The sequence below is a fragment of the Burkholderia sp. BCC0419 genome (genome assembly GCF_902830285.1).
Taxonomy (GTDB): Bacteria; Pseudomonadota; Gammaproteobacteria; order Burkholderiales; family Burkholderiaceae; genus Burkholderia.
In genome coordinates, this window is sequence record NZ_CADESR010000003.1 from 264,657 (window position 1) to 283,963 (window position 19,307).

Below are 19,307 nucleotides of genomic sequence, written 5' to 3' on the forward strand. Positions count from 1 at the left end.
ACCGTGAGCCGCCTCGCGATCCGCCCGCGCCCGCCGTCACGCCAGCAGCACGACCCCGCCCGTCGTCGCGCGCGACTCCAGCAACCGGTGCGCGTCGGCCGCCTGCTCGAGCGGCAGCCGCGCGCCGATCTCGACGTGCATCCCGCCCGCCAGCCGGTCGAGCGTCACACGAGCGGCGTCCCGATACGCGCCGACGTCGCGCGCGATGAAACCGAGCACGCTCGGCCGTGCAAGCGCAATCGAACGGGCCGGGCCCAACTCGTCGAGGTCGAACGTCTGCCGCGCGCCGATCGCGGCCACCTGCCCGATGCTCGCGACCATGCCGAACAGACGAATCGCCCCGAGCGTGCGGGTCAGCACGTCGCCGCCGATTCCGTCGATCGCGTAATCGACGCCCGCCCCGCCGCCGAACGCACGCGCGGCCGCGACGAAATCCTCCTCGCGATAATCGACCACCGCTTCGGCGCCGTGCGTGCGCACGAGCGCGGCTTTCGCGGCCGAGCCGACCGTGCCGATCACCCGCGCGCCGAGCGCACGCGCCCACTGCGTCGCCAGCAGCCCGACGCCGCCGGCCGCCGCATGCACGAGCACCGTATCGCCGGCGCCGACCTGCCGGACACGATGCAGCAGCATGTAAACGGTGATCCCCTTCAGCAGCCCGGCGGCGGCGGCTTCGTCGCTCAGCCCGTCGGGAATCGGCAGCACGCGCTCGGCCGGCATCGTGCGCAGGCTCGCATAGCTGCCGGTCGGCATGCCGGCATACGCGACGCGCTGACCGGGCACGAGATCCGTCACGCCCGGCCCCACCGCGTCGATCACGCCGGCCGCCTCGACGCCGAGCGCCTCCGGCAGCGCGGGCAATGCGTGCGCGCCCGTCCTGAAATAGATGTCGACGAAATTCACGCCGATCGCGGTCTGGCGAATCCGCACTTCGCCGGCCCCCGGCGGCGCGACGGGCGCATCGACGCGGCGCAGCACGCCGGCGTCGCCGTAACGGTCGATCCCGATCCGGATGGCATGGGCAGTTTGGGTCATGACGTTCCTCGCTATCGAATGAAGTGACACGATCATCCCATCGTGCATAATCGAACGGAATTCACGTTGAACGCCCATCTACTGTGCAAAATTCGACCGATCACGATTCTGTCGCCGCCCCCGCGCTGCCGATGAGCTGGGACGACATCCGCTACTTTCTGGCGGTGATGCGCGGCGGCAGCCTGTCGGCCGCCGCCCGGGCACTGCAGGTCCAGCATTCGACGGTCGCGCGGCGCATCGACGCGCTTGAGTCGGCGCTCGGGATCCGGCTGTTCGACCGGCTGCCGCGCGGCTGGCCGCCGACCGACGAAGGGCTGCACCTCGCCGAACACGCCGCGCGCCTCGAAGCCGACGCGCATGCGTTCGCGCGCGCGGCGCAGGGCGCGGCCGCGCTCGACGGCGTGGTGCGGGTATCGGCGTCGCCGGTATTCGCCAGCCATTTCCTCGCGCCGCGCCTTGCCCGTGCGCAGCGCGCGTGGCCGGCGCTGCGGATCGACCTGATGGGCGAAATGCATGCGGCGAACCTGTATGCGCGCGAAGCCGATCTCGCGGTGCGGCTGTCGCGGCCGAGCGAACCGGGGCTTGCCGCGCGCCGGCTCGGCACGATGCGCTTCGCGCTGTGCGCGTCGCCCGACTGGGCCGCCGTGCCACCCGACACCTGGGCGTTTCTCGGCTACGACGACGCGCTCGCGCAAATGCCGCAACAGCAGTGGCTCGAACGCTTCGCGGCCGGGCGCCGGTTTGCGTTCATCGCCAACGATCTGGCCGCGCTGCATCGCGCGTGCGTGGCCGGCGCGGGGATCGCGTTGCTGCCGCGCTTTCTCGTCGACGATTTGGCGACGAGCGCAGATGGGGGCACGGGCGCGCCGGCCGCGGCCGCTGCGTCGTCGTCGGTGCCAACACCGCTCGTCGAGTTGACGTCCGCGCCCCGGTGCGATGTCGAGCGCGAGATCTGGCTCGTCGTCCACCCCGACGTGCGGCGCTCGCCGCGCGTGCAGCGCGTCGCGGACGCGATCGCCGACGCGGTGCGCGATGCGGACGGCCACCTGTAGGCCGAGCTCTGCAGGTACACAACGCGGTCGACGCCTTTACCGCGCCACCCGATGGCCGGCATAGTAACGGTTTCATCCGCCCACTCCGCCACCATGCCTACCGCTCCCGCCTGCGTCGTCCGCGACGCGACCGATGCCGATCTCGACGCCATTCACGCGATCTATGCGCACCACGTTCACCACAGCGTCGCGTCGTTCGAGGAAACGCCGCCCGACGTCGCCGAACTGCGCGCACGCCGCGACGCGGTGCTGCGCCACGGGTTGCCGTATCTCGTCGCCGAATGCGACGGCCGCGTGGCCGGCTACGCATACGCGACGCCGTACCGCACGCGCAGCGCGTACCGCTTCGCGATCGAGGATTCGATCTACATCGACGACGCGCAGCGTGGGCGCGGAATCGGCCGCGCGTTGCTCGCGGCGCTGATCGCGCGCTGCGAAGGCGGCCCGTGGCGACAGATGATCGCGGTGATCGCCGACGGCGGCACCGGCGGCTCGACGGCGCTGCATCGCGCGTTCGGCTTCGAACCGGCCGGCCTGCTGAAAGCGGTCGGTTTCAAGCACGGCCGCTGGATCGACACGGCGCTGCTGCAGCGCCCGCTCGGCGACGGCGCGGACACGCGCCCCGCCTCGCCCGAGCCTGCCGCGGCGCGCTAAAATGGCCGCATGTCAAAACAGACTCATTCCACGCCTGACGAGGCCGCGCCGGATTCCCGCAACGAGTACACGGTCGACGAACTCGCGCGCGTGTCCGATACCACCGTGCGCAACGTCCGCGCCTACCAGGATCGCGGGCTGCTCGCGCCGCCGGAGAAACGCGGACGCGTCGGTATCTACGACGACACGCACGTCGCGCGCCTGAAGCTGATCAACCATCTGCTCGCGCGCGGCTACACGCTGTCGAACATCCAGGACCTGATCAAGGCGATCGACGAAGGCCACGACCTGCGCTCGATCCTCGGCCTCGAAAACGCGATCGGCGGCCGCTGGTCGCACGAGCTGCCGAAAACCTATTCGCTCGCCGCGCTCGCGCAGATGTTCGGCCCGCAGGCGACCACGCAACTGTCGCGCGTGACCGAGCTCGGGCTGCTCGAACGGCGCGGCCTGTCGTTCGTCGCAAAAAGTCCCGCGCTGCTCGAGGCGGCGGCCGCGATGACGAAGGAAGGGATTCCGCCGCGCGAGCTGCTCGACGTGATCAGCCTCGCGCGCCCGCATTTCGACGCGATCGCGCGGCTGCTCGTCGATCTCGTCGTGAAACGGCTCGACCGCTACGACGCCGGCACCCTGCCGCCGGCCACCGACGTGCCCGAACTGGTCGACGCGATCTGGCGCCTGCGCCCGCTCGCGGCCGTGTTCGTCGAAGGCGAGACGAACCGCGCGCTCGAAACCGCGGCCAGCGCATATCTCGGCGGACGGGTCGCGACGATCCTCGACAAGAAGCTCAGCGACGAAGCGGCGCGGCAGTCCGGTACGAGCGATACGCAAGGCGACGGCGACAACTCCTGAGGCCACCGTCGTCATGCATGCGTCGGCTTGTCGCTACGACGCGTGCGCATCCGGTTCGCGGAAAAACCAACGACCGTTGCCGGTGACAACCGCCGCTCGCATGGGTCAGCGAATGGCCGGCAGCGCCGTTCGGCCCTCGTTCCAGCCAGACGACGCCGCATCGCTCCGCCCACAGTAACCGGCCGCGCCGCGAAACAGTTACAAGTTATCGGTTGACGCGAACCCGCCCGGCGGTTAATGTTTGCGCCGAAGTCCAAGAAGTTAGATTGCTGTTCATCAATTGCTCGCTCCTCCCAGCGGTATTCGTTGTCCTCTCCCTCCTTGACGCTTCAGGCGCTCTTCAACAGAGCAAATCTTCGTATATTTTTCTCAAGGAATCTTCATGGATACCGGTATCGTCAAGTGGTTCAACGACAGCAAAGGCTTTGGCTTCATCACTCCGGACAAGGGCGGCGACGACCTGTTCGCTCACTTCTCCGAAATTCGCGCCGACGGCTTCAAGACGCTGGCTGAGAATCAAAAAGTGAGCTTCGAAACGAAGCAGGGCCCGAAGGGTCTGCAAGCGGCCAACATCAAGCCGCTGTAAAGTTTGAAGGGCCCGGCCTCCCGCGACGGACGCCGGGTCGCAGCGACATCCCCACGGAGCTTCGTCTCCTAAAGTTGGCGCGATCGGCTTGAGCTGCATCTGTTTAGTTAGCAGCTTGCCAGACGCCACACGTCTCGTTGCACTTCATCCCCCCCTCTGGCCGCAACGCCTTATTTTCGCTTTCCGACTGCGTCAGATTCCGCTCGCAATGGCGTTGAATCGGCGTACCCGTGCGTATTTCGCACGGCACGCGCGCACTCGATCATCATTAAAATTAAAATGCATAACCAACGAATTCAACAGTACAACGGCTACGCCGTCCAACCCTCGGCGCATCGCCTGCCCGACGGGCGCTTTTCATCCAACCTGCTGCTCGAACGTGCCGATAGCACACGCGACGAAGGCCGCTACCAGTTCTATTCGCTCGATTACTTCGCGAGCGAAGCGCAGGCACTGGCGCATTCGGCACGCTGGGCACGCAACTGGGTCGATACGCGCGGTTAACGGCAGCGCCCCTATACCGGCACGCATCGCGTATGAGTCATCGGTGCGGTCGGTTCGAACTCCCGGATCGCCCCTCCGACGTCGTCGTCAAGCTGCGCCCTCTCCGCGTGGACGTTGACGACGTCCCTGCGATATCAGCGTAGCTGACAGGCATAAAAAACGGCGGGCAACCTGCCCGCCTTTTGCACTGCACGCCCGTTCACCTACTTCACTGCCCCCGCCACCTTCTTCTGCCGCCACAAGCACAGCAGATCGCAAGCTACATGCGCGGCCGCGATCGCCGTGATGTCCGCGTGATCGTACGCAGGCGCCACCTCCACCACATCCGCCCCGACCAGGTTCACCGCCCCGAGCCCCCGCACGATCGCCAGCGCCTGCGCTGACGACAACCCGCCCGCCACCGGCGTCCCCGTTCCCGGCGCGAATGCGGGATCGAGACAATCGATATCGAACGTCAGATACGCAGGCCGCGCGCCGACGATCTCGACGATCCGCTCGACCGCCGCCCGCGAACCATGGTCATGCACCCACGCGGCATCGAGCCGCTCGATCCCGAGAAAGTCGTCGTTCCACGTGCGGATCCCGACCTGCACCGACGTCGCGGGATCGATCAGCCCTTCCTTCACCGCCTTGTAGAACATCGTCCCGTGATTGAGGCTGTCCGGATCGTCGTCGGCCCACGTATCGCAGTGCGCGTCGAAATGGATCAGCGACAGCGGCTTGCCGTAGCGCTCCGCGTGCGCGACCAGCAGCGGATACGTGATGTAGTGGTCGCCGCCGAGCGTCAGCATCTTCGAGCCCGAGCGCAGGATCGTGCGCGCATGCTCGACGATCGCCGGCTTGATCGACAGCGGGTTGTGCGCGTCGAACCAGCAGTCGCCGTAGTCGACGGCCGCGAGATCGTCGAACGGATCGAAGCCCCACGGATACGGATTGAGTTCCGCGAGCTGCACGCTCGCCGCGCGGATCGCGGCCGGCCCGAGCCGCGCACCGGAACGATAGGTCGTCGCGAGATCGAGCGGCACGCCGGAGATCGCGACATCGACGCCGTCGAGCGCGCGCGAGTAATTGCGGCGCATGAACGACAGTACGCCCGCATAGGTATTTTCGATCGACGAACCGTACGGCGTCGTGCGACGGATCGCACCGTCGCCGTGGAGAAGTTCGGTCATGGTCGGACCTGTTTTCGTGGTGACCGGGCCGCCCCGCTTCGACTGAGCGCGCGGGCCGGGCACGGCGGGGATTCATCGGGCATGCACCGGCTCGCGCATCCAGTCGCGACGCGAGGCGGGACATCGACAGCGGCAACGGCAACGGCAACGGCAATACCGCGGCGATCATAGCAAGCCGATTCGCAGCCGTTGCCCCGGTTCAGCCGGGGCAACGCGCGGAAAAATCCGGTGGCGGCATCGCGGCCCGTCGCCGTCGTTTCCTAGAAGGATTCGCCGGTTTTCGCGCACCCGTTCTTCCGGATAATGGCCGGCAGCCGCGCCGTCGAGCGCGCGCCGTCCGCCGCCGACAACAACAAACCGGAGACACCCGCCTTGATCGCCACGCTTCCCGCCACCTACCGCCGGCTCTGGCCGCTCGCCATCGCCGCGGCGCTGCTCTACGGGCTGTCGCTCGCCGCCGCGCCCTATCCGGGCCAGGCCGCCGCGAAAGCCGCAATGGGCATCCTGCTGCTCGCGGCGGGCAGCACCTGCGGCGCGGCGCGCGAACGCGCGTGGCTGTGCGCGGCGCTCGCGACCGCCGTGCTCGGCGACGTGCTGCTCGCGCTGCCAGACTGGCCGCTGTCGTTCGTCCTCGGCCTCGGCGCATTCCTGCTCACGCACCTGTGTTATTGCGCGATCTTCTTCCGATGGCGCGCGCGGCCGCACGGCTGGCGCATCGTTGCGCTCGTCGGGCTGTGGATCGCCGCGCCGGCGTTCTACGTGGCGTTCTTCCCGCACCTCGGCGAGCTGCTGGCGCCGGTCGCCGTCTACATGCTCGTGCTGTGCGTGATGGCGAGCTTCGCGCTCGCCGCCCGCACGCATGGCCCGCTGGTCGCCGTCGGCAGCCTGATCTTCGTCGGCTCCGACACGCTGATCGGCGTCGGCCGGTTCCTCGGCGGCTTTCCGGGCATCGACTATCTGATCTGGGGCCTCTATGCGCTCGCGCAGGTCACGATCGTGGCCGGGGTTTTCCATGAGACGGCCACCCGATCGATCCATCCCTGATACCGTTTCAAACAGACCGTCGCGGGGCCGGCGGTCCTGCTTCTTTCCTGTCTCGCCCTGCCGACGGCCGGTTCCGCTCATCCCGCATCGCGGAAACCGGACCGTTCCAAACCCCGCTCAGCCTTTCCCCGCTTGGTTTCCGGCCCTTAGAGCGCCGCTTCTAGCCTCTTGCGGTTTCCGGGTTCAGCCACTATCGTTACATCAACCAATGTAACATTAAAAAATGAGCCAAATCGGAGACACCCGGATGAATGCTCGCACGTTGCCTTTCGGTCCACCCGGCCATGACGGTCTGGACGAAACCATCGACATCGCCATCATCGGCACCGGCTTCGCCGGTCTCGGGATGGCGATCCGCCTGAAACAAACCGGCGTGACCGACTTCGTCGTCCTCGAGAAGGCCGCGTCGGTCGGCGGCACATGGCGCGACAATCATTACCCCGGATGTGCATGCGACGTGCAATCGCACGTCTATTCGTTCTCGTTCGCACCGAACCCGCGCTGGACGCGCATGTTCGCGCCGCAGCCGGAGATCCGCGCGTATCTGGAAGACTGCGTGCAGCGCTTCGGCGTCGGCCCGCACCTGCGGCTGAATCACGAGCTGCAGCGCGCCGAGTACGACGAAGCCGCGCAGCGCTGGCGCCTCACGTTCGCGAACGGCAAGCGGCTGTCCGCACGCGTGCTGGTGTCGGGAATGGGCGGCCTGTCGCGCGCCGCGCTGCCGGCGATTCCCGGCGTCGAGAATTTCCAGGGCCGCGCATTCCATTCGCAGCAGTGGGATCACGACTACGCGCTCGAAGGCAAGCGCGTCGCTGTGATCGGCACCGGCGCGAGCGCGATCCAGTTCGTGCCGCAGATCGCCCCGCGCGTGAAGGCGCTCGCGCTGTTCCAGCGCACGCCGCCGTGGATCATGCCGAAGCCCGACCGCAACCTGACCGGCGTCGAGAAATGGCTGTTCCGCACGCTACCGTTCACGCAGAAGATCGTGCGCGGCGGCATCTACTGGATGCTCGAATCGCGCGTGCTCGGCTTCGCGATCCATCCGTCGCTGATGAAGAACGTGCAGAAGCTCGCGCTGCGCCACATCCGCAAGCAGATTCCCGATCCGGAACTGCGCAAGACGGTCACGCCGAACTACACGCTCGGCTGCAAGCGCGTGCTGATCTCGAACGACTACTACCCGGCGCTGTCGCGCAAGAACGTCGACGTGATCACGACCGGCATCGACCACATCGAAGCCGACGCGGTCGTGACGACCGACGGCAAGCGTCATGAAGTCGACTGCCTGATCTACGGCACCGGCTTCCAGGTGGCCGACCCGTATCCGCGCGGCGCGATCATCGGCCGCGGCGGCCTCGACATCGTCGACGCGTGGCGCGACGGCGCGCACGCGTATCTCGGCACGACGCTGCCCGGCTACCCGAACTTCTTCATGATCGTCGGCCCGAACACGGGCCTCGGCCACAACTCGATGGTGTTCATGATCGAGTCGCAAATCGAATACATCCTCGGCGCGCTGCAGGCGATGCATCGCGAACGCGCGGAGGCGATCGAGGTGCGCCCGCTCGTCGAGGCGCAGTTCAACAGCGACCTTCAGGGCAAGCTCAAGAAGGCGATCTGGTCGACGGGCGGCTGCAAGAGCTGGTACCTCGACCCGCGCACCGGCAAGAACACGACGCTGTGGCCGGGCTTCACATGGCGCTTCCGCCAGGCCACCGCGCGCTTCTCGATCGCCGATTACCACGCGTATCGCGCACCGCAACACGACACGACCGCGCGGCCCGTCGCCGCGCCGGCCGCTTCCGCTTCCACGTCCGCCGAAGCGGCCTGAGCCAGACAAGGAGCCACCGACATGAGAGATTTCGCCAACAAGGTCGCCGCGATCACGGGTGCCGGCTCGGGCATGGGCCGCGCGCTTGCGATCCAGCTCGCGCAGGCCGGCTGCCACGTGTCGCTCGCCGACAAGAACGGCGTCGGCCTCGCCGAAACCGAACGGATCGTCCGCGCGATCGCGCCGAACGTGCGCGTGTCGACACGCGTGCTCGACGTCGGCGATCGCGACGCGATGTTCGCGTGGGCCGACGACACCGCGCAGGAGCACGGCAAGGTCAACCTGATCTTCAACAATGCGGGCGTCGCGCTGTCGAGCACGATCGAAGGCATGGAATACAGCGATCTCGAGTGGATCGTGAACATCAACTTCTGGGGCGTCGTGCACGGCACGAAGGCGTTCCTGCCGCACCTGAAGGCATCGGGCGACGGCCACGTGATCAACACGTCGAGCATCTTCGGGATCTTCGCGCAGCCGGGCATGAGCGGCTACAACGCGACCAAGTTCGCGGTGCGCGGCTTCACCGAATCGCTGCGCCAGGAACTCGACATGATGAAGTGCGGCGTGTCGGCCACCTGCGTGCATCCGGGCGGCATCCGCACGAACATCGCGCAGTCGAGCCGCGTCGCGAAGAACATGGTCGGCTTCATCGTCGAGAGCGAGCAGCAAGGCAAGGACAGCTTCGAGAAGTTCTTCATCACGACCGCCGACGACGCCGCCCGCACGATCCTCGCCGGCGTGCGCAAGAACAAGCGCCGCGTGCTGATCGGCCGCGACGCAAAGGGCGCGGACTGGATGGCGCGCATCCTGCCGGCCGCCTACCAGGCGCTCGTCGTGCTCGCGACGCGCCGCGAGGCCGCGAAAGCCCGCCGTGCCGCACGCGGCAGACCGGCGCCGGCGCCGGTGCACGCCACCTACAACAATGCAGGCAATCAGGGAGAACAATCATGACGACACCGAACATGATGCCCGTACGGCGCGACATCCGTTTCGCGCTGCCGCCCGAACGCGCGAAGGACTGGCACGTGCAGGGCGTGCCGGTCACGCACTTCATGAACGCGCTGTCGCTGCTGTTCCCGGCCGGCGAACGCTTCTTCATGGATTCGGTGCGCCACTACCGCGACCGGATCGAGGATCCCGAGCTGAAGAAGCAGGTGCTCGGCTTCATCGGCCAGGAAGCGATGCACACGCGCGAGCACATCGAGTACAACGACCTGCTGCAGGCGTCTGGCCTGCCCGCGCACAAGCTCGACAAGCGCCTGTGGACGATCCTCGGCTGGTTCAAGAAGGTGCTGCCGCACTCGATGCAGCTGGCGATCACGATCGCGCTCGAGCACTACACGGCGATCCTCGCGAACCAGTTGCTGTCGGGCCACGAGCACCGGATCGACGGCTCGGTCGAAGGCTACCAGCAGATGTGGATGTGGCACGCGATGGAGGAAACCGAGCACAAGGCGGTGTCCTACGACGTGTGGCGCACCGTGATGAAGCCGGGCCTCGGCAGCTACCTGCTGCGCACCGGCACGATGCTGACGACGACGGTATTCTTCTGGGCCATCGTGTTCGACTTCCACGTGCGGCTGATGCGCGCGCACCGTCGCGAACATGGCAAGTTCGGCGGCATGTGGCGCCTCGTGAAGTATCTGTACAGCCCGAAGAACGGCGTGTTCCCGAGCATCGCGCGCGAATGGCTCGACTACTTCCGCCCGGGCTTCCACCCGTGGGATCACGACAACCATCAGTACCTGCAGGAGCTCGACACGCTGCTCGACAACATCGACGCGACCAACGCGCGCTATGCGGCGCAAGCCGCCCCGCGCCGCGTGCCGCTGCATTCGGTGGCGCAGGCATGACGCCATGGCGCGCGCTCACGAGATGCTGACCGTCCAGTCCGGCGACGTGAAACTCGCCGTCTACGTCAGCGGGTCGCGTCGCGCGCCGCCGCTGATCCTCGTGCATGGCTATCCGGACTCGGCGGCCGTGTGGGCGCCGATCCGCGCGCGGCTCGCGAAGCGCTATCGCGTGATCGCATACGACGTGCGCGGCGCCGGCGCATCGGATGCGCCGCGCCGCCGGGCCGACTACACGCTCGAACGGCTCGCCGGCGACCTGAAGGCGGTGGCCGATGCGACCTGCGGCGGCCGGCCGTTCCACCTCGTCGGCCACGACTGGGGCTCGATCCAGTGCTGGGAGGCCGTGACCGACCCCGCGTTCCGCGGCCGCATCGCGTCGTACACGTCGATCTCCGGCCCGTGCCTCGATCACGTGTTCCGCGCGAAGATGCGGCTCAAGCAGAGCCTGAAGTCGTGGTACATCGCGTTCTTCCACCTGCCGCTCGTGCCGTCGCTGGTATGGCGGCTCGGCGGCGCCGCGCTGTGGCCGCGCTGGCTGCAGTTCACCGAACGCGTGCGCGCCGAGCGCGATCCCGTGCAACTGAAGAACGCGCTGAACGGGATGCAGATGTACCGCGCGAACTTCGTCGCGCGCGCCCGCAAGCCGCGTGAACGGTACGCGCAGGCGCCGGTGCAGATCCTGGTTCCGGTGCGAGACCGCTACGTGACGCCCGAGATGTCGGCCGACCTCGATCGCTGGCTCGGCGAACACGTGCGCGAGGAAATCGACGGCACGCACTGGATCGTGCTGCGTCACCCGGACCTGATCGCGTCGCGAATCGACCGCTTCGCGTCCGCGCAGGAGCGGCCGGCAGTGACGAACGCCGCGGTTCAGCGCGCCGTCGGCGGCGCCGGCAGGCGTCTGAACAGCGTCTCGTAATCGACGACGAGCCCGTCGTCGTCGATGTCCATCTCCGCGGTGAAATTCCGGAAGATCCCTTCGTAGCGATAGCGGCGGCCCGGTTCGAGGCACGCATAAGCCTGCTTGACCGGCGTGACCGTCAGGTCCGGCGTCGAGATGTACGCGACGTCGATCGGCCGCCGCTCGCCGCGCGCGAGCCCGAGGCGGCCGATCGGCAGCGAATTCGTGAACGGCGTCGCGGCGATGTCGATGTCGATGCAGCCATCCAGTTCCGGCAGTGCACGGCCTGCACCGTCGCGCCAATGCCCAGCCCCGTCGCCGTGCAGTTCGAGCGTGCCGCCGCCCATCACCTTGAGCACCGCGTAGGTCACGCGCCATTGTGCATCGCACTCGACGCGATACGCGAGCCCGTATGCGCGACCGTACCGCTGGCCGACCACCGCGCTTTCGACGACGATCGCGCCGCCGCTCCGGTCGAACGTCAGATGCTCGACCCCGTCGCCTTCGAGCGACGCCCACCGCACTTCACGCACGTCCCGCCTCCTTGGTATCCCGCGTCGGGGCATCGTCACATAAATCCTCGTTATCCGGAATGCCCCAGTCGATGAGCACAGCGCTCAGTGTCCAGCCTCTCGAACGGCGATCGGTCGCTGGCGCTGTGAAACCGACGTGCATGGATGAGTTGCACACGAAAACAATAGCGATGGCCCGAATTTGGTATTGAATCGCCAAAATCTCGCGAAAACGCTAAAAAACATCTCGAATACGCGTGTTGGGCCTCTCCGCGCCTCAATTTGGGGCATCCACCCCAAATCCCGACTATCCAGAATTCCCTATTCCGGTGCATGGGATTGTGTCCTATGCTCGCGGCTCGTCCTGCTCCGCCGCGATCATGCCTACCGCCCGCCCCGCCTCGCCGTCGATCGACCTGCGCATTCTGCTGCGCGGCATCGGGCAGATCGTGCTGCAGGCGAACGCGCTCACCGGCGCGCTGCTGCTCGCCGCGCTGGCGCTGACCGATCTGCGGCTCGCGTGCGCGGCGCTGGTCGGCTCGGCCGCCGCGAGCATGACGGCGGTGCTGACGGGCGCCGAACGCCGCGACGTCGAACAGGGGCTGCATGGCTTCAACGGTGCGCTGGCCGCGCTGATCGCGGTGCTGTTCGCGCCCTATCCACTCGCCGCCGTCGCGCTGGTGCCGCTGGTGGCGGTCGGCGCGGCGCTCGTGCAACGCGCGATGCGGGTGTCGCTCGCCCGCTGGCGCCAGTGCCCGTATTCGAGCCCGTGCCTCGCTGTCACCGCGCTGTGGCTGCCGTTTGTCGCGTTGCAGCATGCGGACGGCGCGACTGCCGTCCCGCTGCTGACGCTCGCTTCCGCAGCCGACGCGCTGCTGTCGGGCGTCGCTCAGACCACCTTCGCGCAAGGCGCGTGGGCCGGCGCGCTGGTCGTCGCCGGCCTCGCCGTCGCGTCGCGCCGCGCGGCCGCGTTCTCGCTTGGCGGCGCGATCGTGTCGACCGTGCTGCTGGTCGCGCTCGGCGCAAGCGACGCGTCGTTCGCCGACGGCCTGCTCGGCTTCAACGGCGCGCTCGCCGCGCTCGCGCTGATGCCGCGCGGCCCGCGTGCGGCGCTCGCGGCCGCCGCACTCGCCGCGCTGATCCAGTGGCTCGCGATGCGCGCGGGCATCCCCGTGTTCACGGCCCCGTTCGCGCTCGCGTCGTGGATCACGGTGGCCGTCGCGCGCCGCCTCACCCTCGGAGAACCCGATGTCATTCGCACACCGTCCTGATGCCGTAAAGCCCGGCGGCCCGATCTCGGACGCCGAGCGCCGACTGCGCGTCGACCTCGCCGCCGCCTATCGCCTCGTCGCGCTGAACGGCTGGGACGACCTGATCTACACGCATCTGTCCGCGACCGTGCCCGGCGAGCCCGGCCACTTCCTGATCAACCCGTTCGGCCTCACGTTCGACGAGGTTTGCGCATCGAATCTCGTGAAAATCGACCTGGCCGGCCATCGGATCGGCGACGGCGAGCACGCGGTCAACGTGACCGGCTTCGCGCTGCATGCGGCCGTGCATGCCGCGCGCGCCGACGCCGTCTGCGTGATGCACCTGCACAATACGGCCGGCATCGCCGTGTCGATCCAGCGCGACGGGCTGTTACCCGCGTCGCAGCACGCGTTGCGCTTTCATGGCGATCTCGCGTACCACGACTACGAAGCGCTCGCGTTCTCGCCGGCCGAAGGCGCGCGGCTGACCGCGAGCCTCGGCGCGAAATCCGCGATGCTGCTGCGCAATCACGGCACGCTGACGGTCGGCCGGACCGTCGCCGAAGCCTACGTGCTGATGGATACGCTGATCAAGGCGTGCGACATCCAGTTGCGCGCGCAGGCAGGCGGCGGGCCGCTCGTGCTGCCGGAGCCGGCCGTCGCCGACCGCACCGCCGAACAACTGCGCGACGGCGGCGCGATCGAAGGCGAACTGGAATGGCCGGCGCTGCTGCGCCGGCTCGACCGGATCGATCCGTCGTATCGCGACTGACGCCGCCGCCGCACCCGACCGAATCGTCAATCGTTCAATCCCAACCGGAGCATGTGTCATGCCGACTTTCAATATCCAGCTGTTCGAAGGCCGCACCGTCGACCAGAAGCGCGCATTCGTCGAAGCAATCACGCGCGTCACGTGCGAGACGCTCGGCTGCGCGCCGGGCTCGGTCGACATCATCCTGACCGACGTAAAGAAGGAGAACTGGGCGACCGCTGGGAAGCTGTGGAGCGACGAGCGCTGAGCGCCGAGGGCAGCGTCGCTTCGGCGTCGCCTGCCCTGCGCTGAACCACACACCGCGGCGCGCGCGACGGGCGCTGCACGCGGGCGGCTCCGCCCGCCTCCGTTGTGCGCCCGCACATCGCTTTGTCACGCAATCGGCGCATAATGCCGGACAGACGCAGCAGCCAATGGCCACCCGACGGAGACCGCCATGGAAGCGAAGAACGAGGAAGTCGTCGCACACCTGCTCTCCGATGTCGTCGAATTCGCGCGCGCTCGCCTGCCCGAAGCCACGTTCCGGATCGTCGAACCCTTCCTGCGTCATTACTACGACTTCGTCGATGCCGACGATCTGCAGAACCGCGGCATCGCCGACCTGTACGGCGCCGCGATGGCGCACTGGCAGACCGCCCAGAAATACGTGCCGGGCAGCGAACGCCTGCGCGTGTACAACCCGATCCTCGAACAGCACGGCTGGCATTCCGACCACACGGTGATCGAGAGCGTCAACGACGACATGCCGTTCCTGGTCGACTCGGTGACGATGGCCATCAACCGTCTCGGGCTCGCGCTGCATTCGGCGCTGCATCCGGTGTTCCGCATCTGGCGCGGCGCCGGCGGCGGCATCGAGCGGGTCGACGCGGGCGGCGTGACATCCGGCTCCGGCGACGGCCAGTCGCAACTCGCGTCGTTCATCCATTTCGAAGTCGACCGCTGCGGCGACGCCGCATTGCTCGACACGCTGCGCGAGGACATCGCGCGCGTGCTCGGCGACGTGCGCGCGTCGGTCGAGGACTGGCCGAAGATCGTCGACATCGCCCGCGCGACGATCAAGGAGATGAAGGCGCGCGAATCGACCGCGGAGGACCTCGAGGCGCGCGCGTTCGTCGAATGGATGGCCGCCGATCACTTCACGTTCCTCGGTCAGCGCGACTACGCGCTCGTATCGGACGGCACGGGCTTCGGCCTGCGCGGCATCGAGGGCTCGGGCTTCGGCATCCTGCGCGAATCGCTGCGCACGTCCGGCGCGCCCGACGTGACGCCGCTGCCGCCCGCCGCCGCCGAAATCATCACCGGCCCCTGGCCAATCTTCCTGACCAAGGCGAATTCGCGCGCGACCGTGCACCGCCCCGGCTATCTCGACTACGTCGGCGTGAAACTCGTCGGCGCCGATGGCAAAGTGATCGGCGAGCGCCGCTTCATCGGGCTCTACACGTCGACCGCGTACATGGTGTCGAGCGCCGAGATCCCGATCGTGCGCCGCAAGTGCGCGAACATCGTGCGGCGCGCGGGCTTCTTGCCGAAGGGGCATCTCGGCAAGACGCTCGTGACGGTACTCGAAACCTATCCGCGCGACGAACTGTTCCAGGCCGACGAGGACCAGCTCTACGACATCGCGCTCGGCATCCTGCGCCTGCAGGAACATCAGCGCACGCGCCTGTTCGTGCGCCGCGACCGGTTCGACCGCTTCGTGTCGTGCCTCGTGTTCGTGCCACGCGACAAGTACAACACCGACCTGCGCCGCCGCATCGCGAAGCTGCTCGTCGACGCGTACAACGGCGTGAACGTCGAATTCACGCCGCTGCTGTCGGAATCGGCGATCGCGCGGATTCATTTCGTCGTCCATGCCGAACCGGGCACGATGCCCGACGTCGACACGCGCGAACTCGAAACGCGGCTCGTGCAGGTCGCGCGCCGCTGGCAGGACGATCTCGCCGACGCGCTGCTCGACGCATTCGGCGAAGAGCAAGGCAACCGGCTGCTGCAACGCTATGCCGATTCGTTCCCGGCCGGCTATCGCGACGACTATCCGGCGCGCACGGCCGTGCGCGACATCGAGCTGATCGAGCGCGTGAAGGATTCGGGCCAGCTCGCGATGAACCTGTACCGGCCGATCGAGGCCGAGCCGCGCGCGTTCCGCTTCAAGGTGTATCGCGCGGGCGACCCGATCGCGCTGTCGCGCAGCCTGCCGATGCTCGAACATCTCGGCGTGCGCGTCGACGAGGAACGGCCGTACCGGATCCAGACGCAGGACGCCGCGCACGCGTGGGTGCACGACTTCGGCCTCGAGCTCGCCGACGATACCGAATTCGACATCGAGCGCGTGAAAGGCCTGTTCGAGGATGCGTTCGACCGGATCTGGAGCGGCCGGATCGAGAACGACGACTTCAACCGTCTCGTGCTGCGCGCGCACCTGAGCGCACGCGAAGTGACGATCCTGCGCGCGTATGCGAAATACCTGCGGCAGGTCGGCTCGACCTTCAGCGACGCGTATATCGAACGCGCGCTCACCGGCAATCCGGCGATCGCGCGGCAACTCGTCGAGCTGTTCCTGCTGCGCTTCGACCCACGCATCGGCGACACGCGCGACGTGCAGGCCGAACGGCTGCTGAAGGCGATCGAAGGTGCGCTGGACCAGGTGCCGAACCTCGACGAGGACCGCATCCTGCGCCAGTTCCTCGGCGTGATCAACGCGACCGAGCGCACGAACTACTTCCTCGCCGACGCGAACGGCGAGCCGAAGCCGTACCTGTCGTTCAAGTTCAACCCGGCGAAGGTGCCCGGCCTGCCCGAACCGAAGCCGATGTTCGAGATCTGGGTGTATTCGCCGCGTGTCGAGGGCGTGCACCTGCGCGGCGGGCGCGTCGCGCGCGGCGGCCTGCGCTGGTCGGATCGCCGCGAGGATTTCCGCACCGAGGTGCTCGGGCTGATGAAGGCGCAGATGGTGAAGAACGTCGTGATCGTGCCGGTCGGCTCGAAAGGCGGCTTCGTCGTGAAGAACCCGCCTTCGCCGAGCGATCGCGAAGCATGGATGCGTGAAGGCATCGCGTGCTACCAGACGTTCCTGCGCGGGCTGCTCGACCTCACCGACAACCTCGCCGGCAACACGATCGTGCCGCCGCCCGACGTGGTGCGTCACGACCCCGACGATCCGTACCTGGTCGTCGCCGCCGACAAGGGCACGGCCACCTTCTCCGACTACGCGAACGCGATCTCGCACGAATACGGCTTCTGGCTCGACGATGCGTTCGCATCCGGCGGCTCGGTCGGCTACGACCACAAGAAGATGGCGATCACCGCGCGCGGCGCGTGGGAATCGGTGAAGCGGCACTTCCGCGAGATGGGCGTCGACACGCAGACCACCGACTTCACCGTGGTCGGCGTCGGCGACATGTCGGGCGACGTGTTCGGCAACGGGATGCTGCTGTCGCCGCATATCCGGCTCGTCGCCGCGTTCGATCACCGGCACGTGTTCCTCGATCCGAACCCCGATCCGGCGACGAGCTTCGCGGAGCGTGAGCGCATGTTCGCGCTCGAACGCTCGAGCTGGGCCGACTACGATACGTCGGTGATCTCGCCGGGCGGCGGCGTGTATCCGCGCACCGCGAAGACGATCCCGCTGTCGCCGGCCGTACAGGCCGTGCTCGGCATCGACGCGCACGCGCTGCCGCCGACCGAGCTGATCCGCGCGATCCTGCAGGCGCCGGTCGACCTGCTGTACAACGGCGGTATCGGCACCTACGTGAAGGCGGCGCGCGAAACTCACGCGCAGGTCGGCGACCGCGCGAACGACGCGGTGCGCGTGAACGGCGCGGACCTGCGCTGCAAGGTCGTCGGCGAAGGCGGCAACCTCGGCTGCACGCAGTTCGGCCGCATCGAATTCGCGCAGCGCGGCGGCCGCATCAACACCGATGCGATCGACAACTCGGCCGGCGTCGATTGTTCGGATCACGAAGTCAACATCAAGATCCTGCTCGGGCTCGTCGTATCCGACGGCGAGATGACCGAGAAGCAGCGCAACGCGCTGCTCGCCGAGATGACCGACGAAGTCGGGCTGCTCGTGCTGCGCGACAACTACTACCAGACGCAGGCGCTGTCGATCGCGGGCCGCTATGCGGTCGAATTGCTCGACGCCGAGGCACGCCTGATGCGCTGGCTCGAACGCGCGGGCCGCCTGAACCGCGTGATCGAATTCCTGCCGACCGACGATGAAGTCGCCGAGCGGCAGGCCGCGAAGCTCGGCCTCACGTCGCCGGAGCGCGCGGTGCTGCTCGCGTACAGCAAGATGTGGCTCTACGACGCGCTGCTCGAATCCGACGTGCCCGAGGATCCGCTGGTGGCCGCGATGCTCGTCGACTACTTCCCGAAGCCGCTGCAACAGCGCTTCAGCGAGCCGATGCGCCGCCATCCGCTGCGCCGCGAGATTCTCGCGACGCACCTGACCAACGCGCTCGTGAACCGCGTCGGCTGCGCGTTCGTGCACCGGCTGATGGAGGAAACCGACGCGAAGCCTGGCGACATCGTGCGCGCGTGCATCATGGCGCGCGACGTGTTCGACCTCGATGCGGTATGGCGCGACATCGACGCACTCGACAACCGCGTCGCCGACGACGTGCAGGCGCGCATGTTCGTCGACGTCGCGCGGCTGCTGGAGCGCGCGGCGCTGTGGTTCCTGCGGCATCTGCAGTCGGGTGCGGTGACCGACGGCGGCGTCACCGGATTGATCGCGCGCTGCCGCGACGCGGTGCAGCGCATCGCGCCGCAACTGCCGTCGCTGCTGCCGGCCGACGATCTCGATGCACTGTCCGAGCGGCAGCGCGTGCTGGTCGACGCCGGCGTCGACAGCGCGCTCGCGATACGCGTCGCGAGCGGCGACATCTCGGCCGCGCTGCTCGACATCGCCGAAGTGGCGGCGACCTGCAACCGCAGCCTCGAACTCGTCGCCGGCGTGTACTTCTCGCTCGGCACGCTGCTCAATTACGGGTGGATCGGCGAACGCGCTGCGACCCTGCCGACGCCGACGCACTGGGACATGCTCGCGCGCGCCGCCGCACTCGCGGAAGTCGCTCGGTTGAAGCGCACGCTCGCGACCAGCGCGCTCACGGAATCGCCGGATTCGACCACGCCGGATACGATCGTCGGCGCGTGGCGCGCGCGCCGCGAGGCCGCGCTTGAGCGCTACGAGCACCTGCTCGCGGACCTGCGCGCATCCGGCGGCGCGAGCCTCGCGGTGCTGCTGGTGGTCGTGCGGGAAATGGCCGTGCTCGAACGGGCGTGACGAGCGTG

17 protein-coding genes are annotated in these 19,307 nt (G+C 67.9%); 14 read left to right on the forward strand and 3 right to left on the reverse strand.

Annotated features, from left to right (window positions below; all coding sequences use genetic code 11):
* Nucleotides 1-36: 36 nt before the first annotated feature.
* A complete protein-coding gene (locus HWW87_RS19430) occupies nt 37-1,035 on the reverse strand; it encodes a quinone oxidoreductase (protein WP_175821704.1) in 999 nt (332 codons plus the stop codon).
* A gap of 131 nt (nt 1,036-1,166) precedes the next feature.
* Between HWW87_RS19430 and HWW87_RS19435 the strand changes: the two genes are divergently transcribed.
* The 5 genes from HWW87_RS19435 (at nt 1,167) to HWW87_RS19455 (ending at nt 4,680) form a co-directional block, all read left to right on the forward strand.
* The gene (locus tag HWW87_RS19435; protein WP_175821705.1) at nt 1,167-2,087 is read left to right on the forward strand and encodes a LysR family transcriptional regulator; all 921 of its coding nucleotides are present in this window, start codon (nt 1,167-1,169) and stop codon (nt 2,085-2,087) included.
* Between the two features lie 93 nt (nt 2,088-2,180).
* Entirely contained in the window at nt 2,181-2,741 is a 561-nt protein-coding gene (locus HWW87_RS19440; protein ID WP_175821706.1) for a GNAT family N-acetyltransferase, read from the forward strand.
* A 9-nt stretch (nt 2,742-2,750) separates the two neighbouring features.
* Complete coding sequence (locus HWW87_RS19445) at nt 2,751-3,590, forward strand: MerR family transcriptional regulator (RefSeq protein ID WP_175821707.1); 840 nt, start codon at nt 2,751-2,753, stop codon at nt 3,588-3,590.
* A 382-nt stretch (nt 3,591-3,972) separates the two neighbouring features.
* Nucleotides 3,973-4,176 carry a cold-shock protein gene (locus HWW87_RS19450; protein ID WP_011549079.1) on the forward strand — a complete coding sequence of 68 codons (204 nt, stop codon included), beginning with the start codon at nt 3,973-3,975 and terminating at the stop codon, nt 4,174-4,176.
* Nucleotides 4,177-4,455: 279 nt separating this feature from the next.
* Nucleotides 4,456-4,680: a hypothetical protein gene (locus tag HWW87_RS19455; RefSeq protein WP_174390049.1), complete on the forward strand. Its 225-nt coding sequence runs from the start codon at nt 4,456-4,458 to the stop codon at nt 4,678-4,680.
* Between the two features lie 203 nt (nt 4,681-4,883).
* On the opposite strand, the gene speB is transcribed toward HWW87_RS19455, so the two are convergent.
* Entirely contained in the window at nt 4,884-5,852 is a 969-nt protein-coding gene (speB, locus tag HWW87_RS19460; RefSeq protein WP_175821708.1) for an agmatinase, read from the reverse strand.
* A 372-nt stretch (nt 5,853-6,224) separates the two neighbouring features.
* Between speB and HWW87_RS19465 the strand changes: the two genes are divergently transcribed.
* The 5 genes from HWW87_RS19465 (at nt 6,225) to HWW87_RS19485 (ending at nt 11,499) form a co-directional block, all read left to right on the forward strand.
* A complete protein-coding gene (locus HWW87_RS19465; RefSeq protein ID WP_175821709.1) occupies nt 6,225-6,896 on the forward strand; it encodes a lysoplasmalogenase in 672 nt (223 codons plus the stop codon).
* 247 nt (nt 6,897-7,143) lie between these two features.
* On the forward strand, nt 7,144-8,727 hold the full coding sequence (locus tag HWW87_RS19470) for an NAD(P)/FAD-dependent oxidoreductase (RefSeq protein WP_175821710.1): 1,584 nt from the start codon (nt 7,144-7,146) through the stop codon (nt 8,725-8,727).
* Nucleotides 8,728-8,748: 21 nt separating this feature from the next.
* Nucleotides 8,749-9,678: an SDR family oxidoreductase gene (locus HWW87_RS19475; protein WP_175821711.1), complete on the forward strand. Its 930-nt coding sequence runs from the start codon at nt 8,749-8,751 to the stop codon at nt 9,676-9,678.
* A complete protein-coding gene (locus HWW87_RS19480) occupies nt 9,675-10,580 on the forward strand; it encodes a metal-dependent hydrolase (RefSeq protein ID WP_175821712.1) in 906 nt (301 codons plus the stop codon). Before HWW87_RS19475 ends, HWW87_RS19480 begins: the two co-directional genes overlap by 4 nt.
* A gap of 4 nt (nt 10,581-10,584) precedes the next feature.
* Nucleotides 10,585-11,499, forward strand: a complete 915-nt coding sequence (locus HWW87_RS19485) for an alpha/beta fold hydrolase (protein ID WP_175821713.1) — start codon at nt 10,585-10,587, stop codon at nt 11,497-11,499.
* Here HWW87_RS19485 and HWW87_RS19490 read toward each other — a convergent pair.
* Entirely contained in the window at nt 11,451-12,014 is a 564-nt protein-coding gene (locus HWW87_RS19490; RefSeq protein ID WP_175821714.1) for a putative glycolipid-binding domain-containing protein, read from the reverse strand. The genes HWW87_RS19485 and HWW87_RS19490 overlap by 49 nt on opposite strands.
* Nucleotides 12,015-12,373: 359 nt before the next feature.
* Here HWW87_RS19490 and HWW87_RS19495 point away from each other — a divergent pair, with 359 nt between their 5' ends.
* The 4 genes from HWW87_RS19495 to HWW87_RS19510 all read left to right on the forward strand — a co-directional run bounded on the left by HWW87_RS19495 (nt 12,374) and on the right by HWW87_RS19510 (nt 19,299).
* Nucleotides 12,374-13,264: an urea transporter gene (locus HWW87_RS19495; RefSeq protein WP_175821715.1), complete on the forward strand. Its 891-nt coding sequence runs from the start codon at nt 12,374-12,376 to the stop codon at nt 13,262-13,264.
* On the forward strand, nt 13,242-14,015 hold the full coding sequence (locus tag HWW87_RS19500; protein ID WP_175821716.1) for a class II aldolase/adducin family protein: 774 nt from the start codon (nt 13,242-13,244) through the stop codon (nt 14,013-14,015). The genes HWW87_RS19495 and HWW87_RS19500 overlap by 23 nt, the downstream gene beginning before the upstream one ends.
* Before the next feature lie 58 nt (nt 14,016-14,073).
* The gene (locus HWW87_RS19505; RefSeq protein WP_006487223.1) at nt 14,074-14,262 is read left to right on the forward strand and encodes a 4-oxalocrotonate tautomerase; all 189 of its coding nucleotides are present in this window, start codon (nt 14,074-14,076) and stop codon (nt 14,260-14,262) included.
* Nucleotides 14,263-14,451: 189 nt separating this feature from the next.
* Nucleotides 14,452-19,299, forward strand: a complete 4,848-nt coding sequence (locus HWW87_RS19510) for an NAD-glutamate dehydrogenase (protein WP_175821717.1) — start codon at nt 14,452-14,454, stop codon at nt 19,297-19,299.
* Nucleotides 19,300-19,307 lie beyond the last annotated feature (8 nt).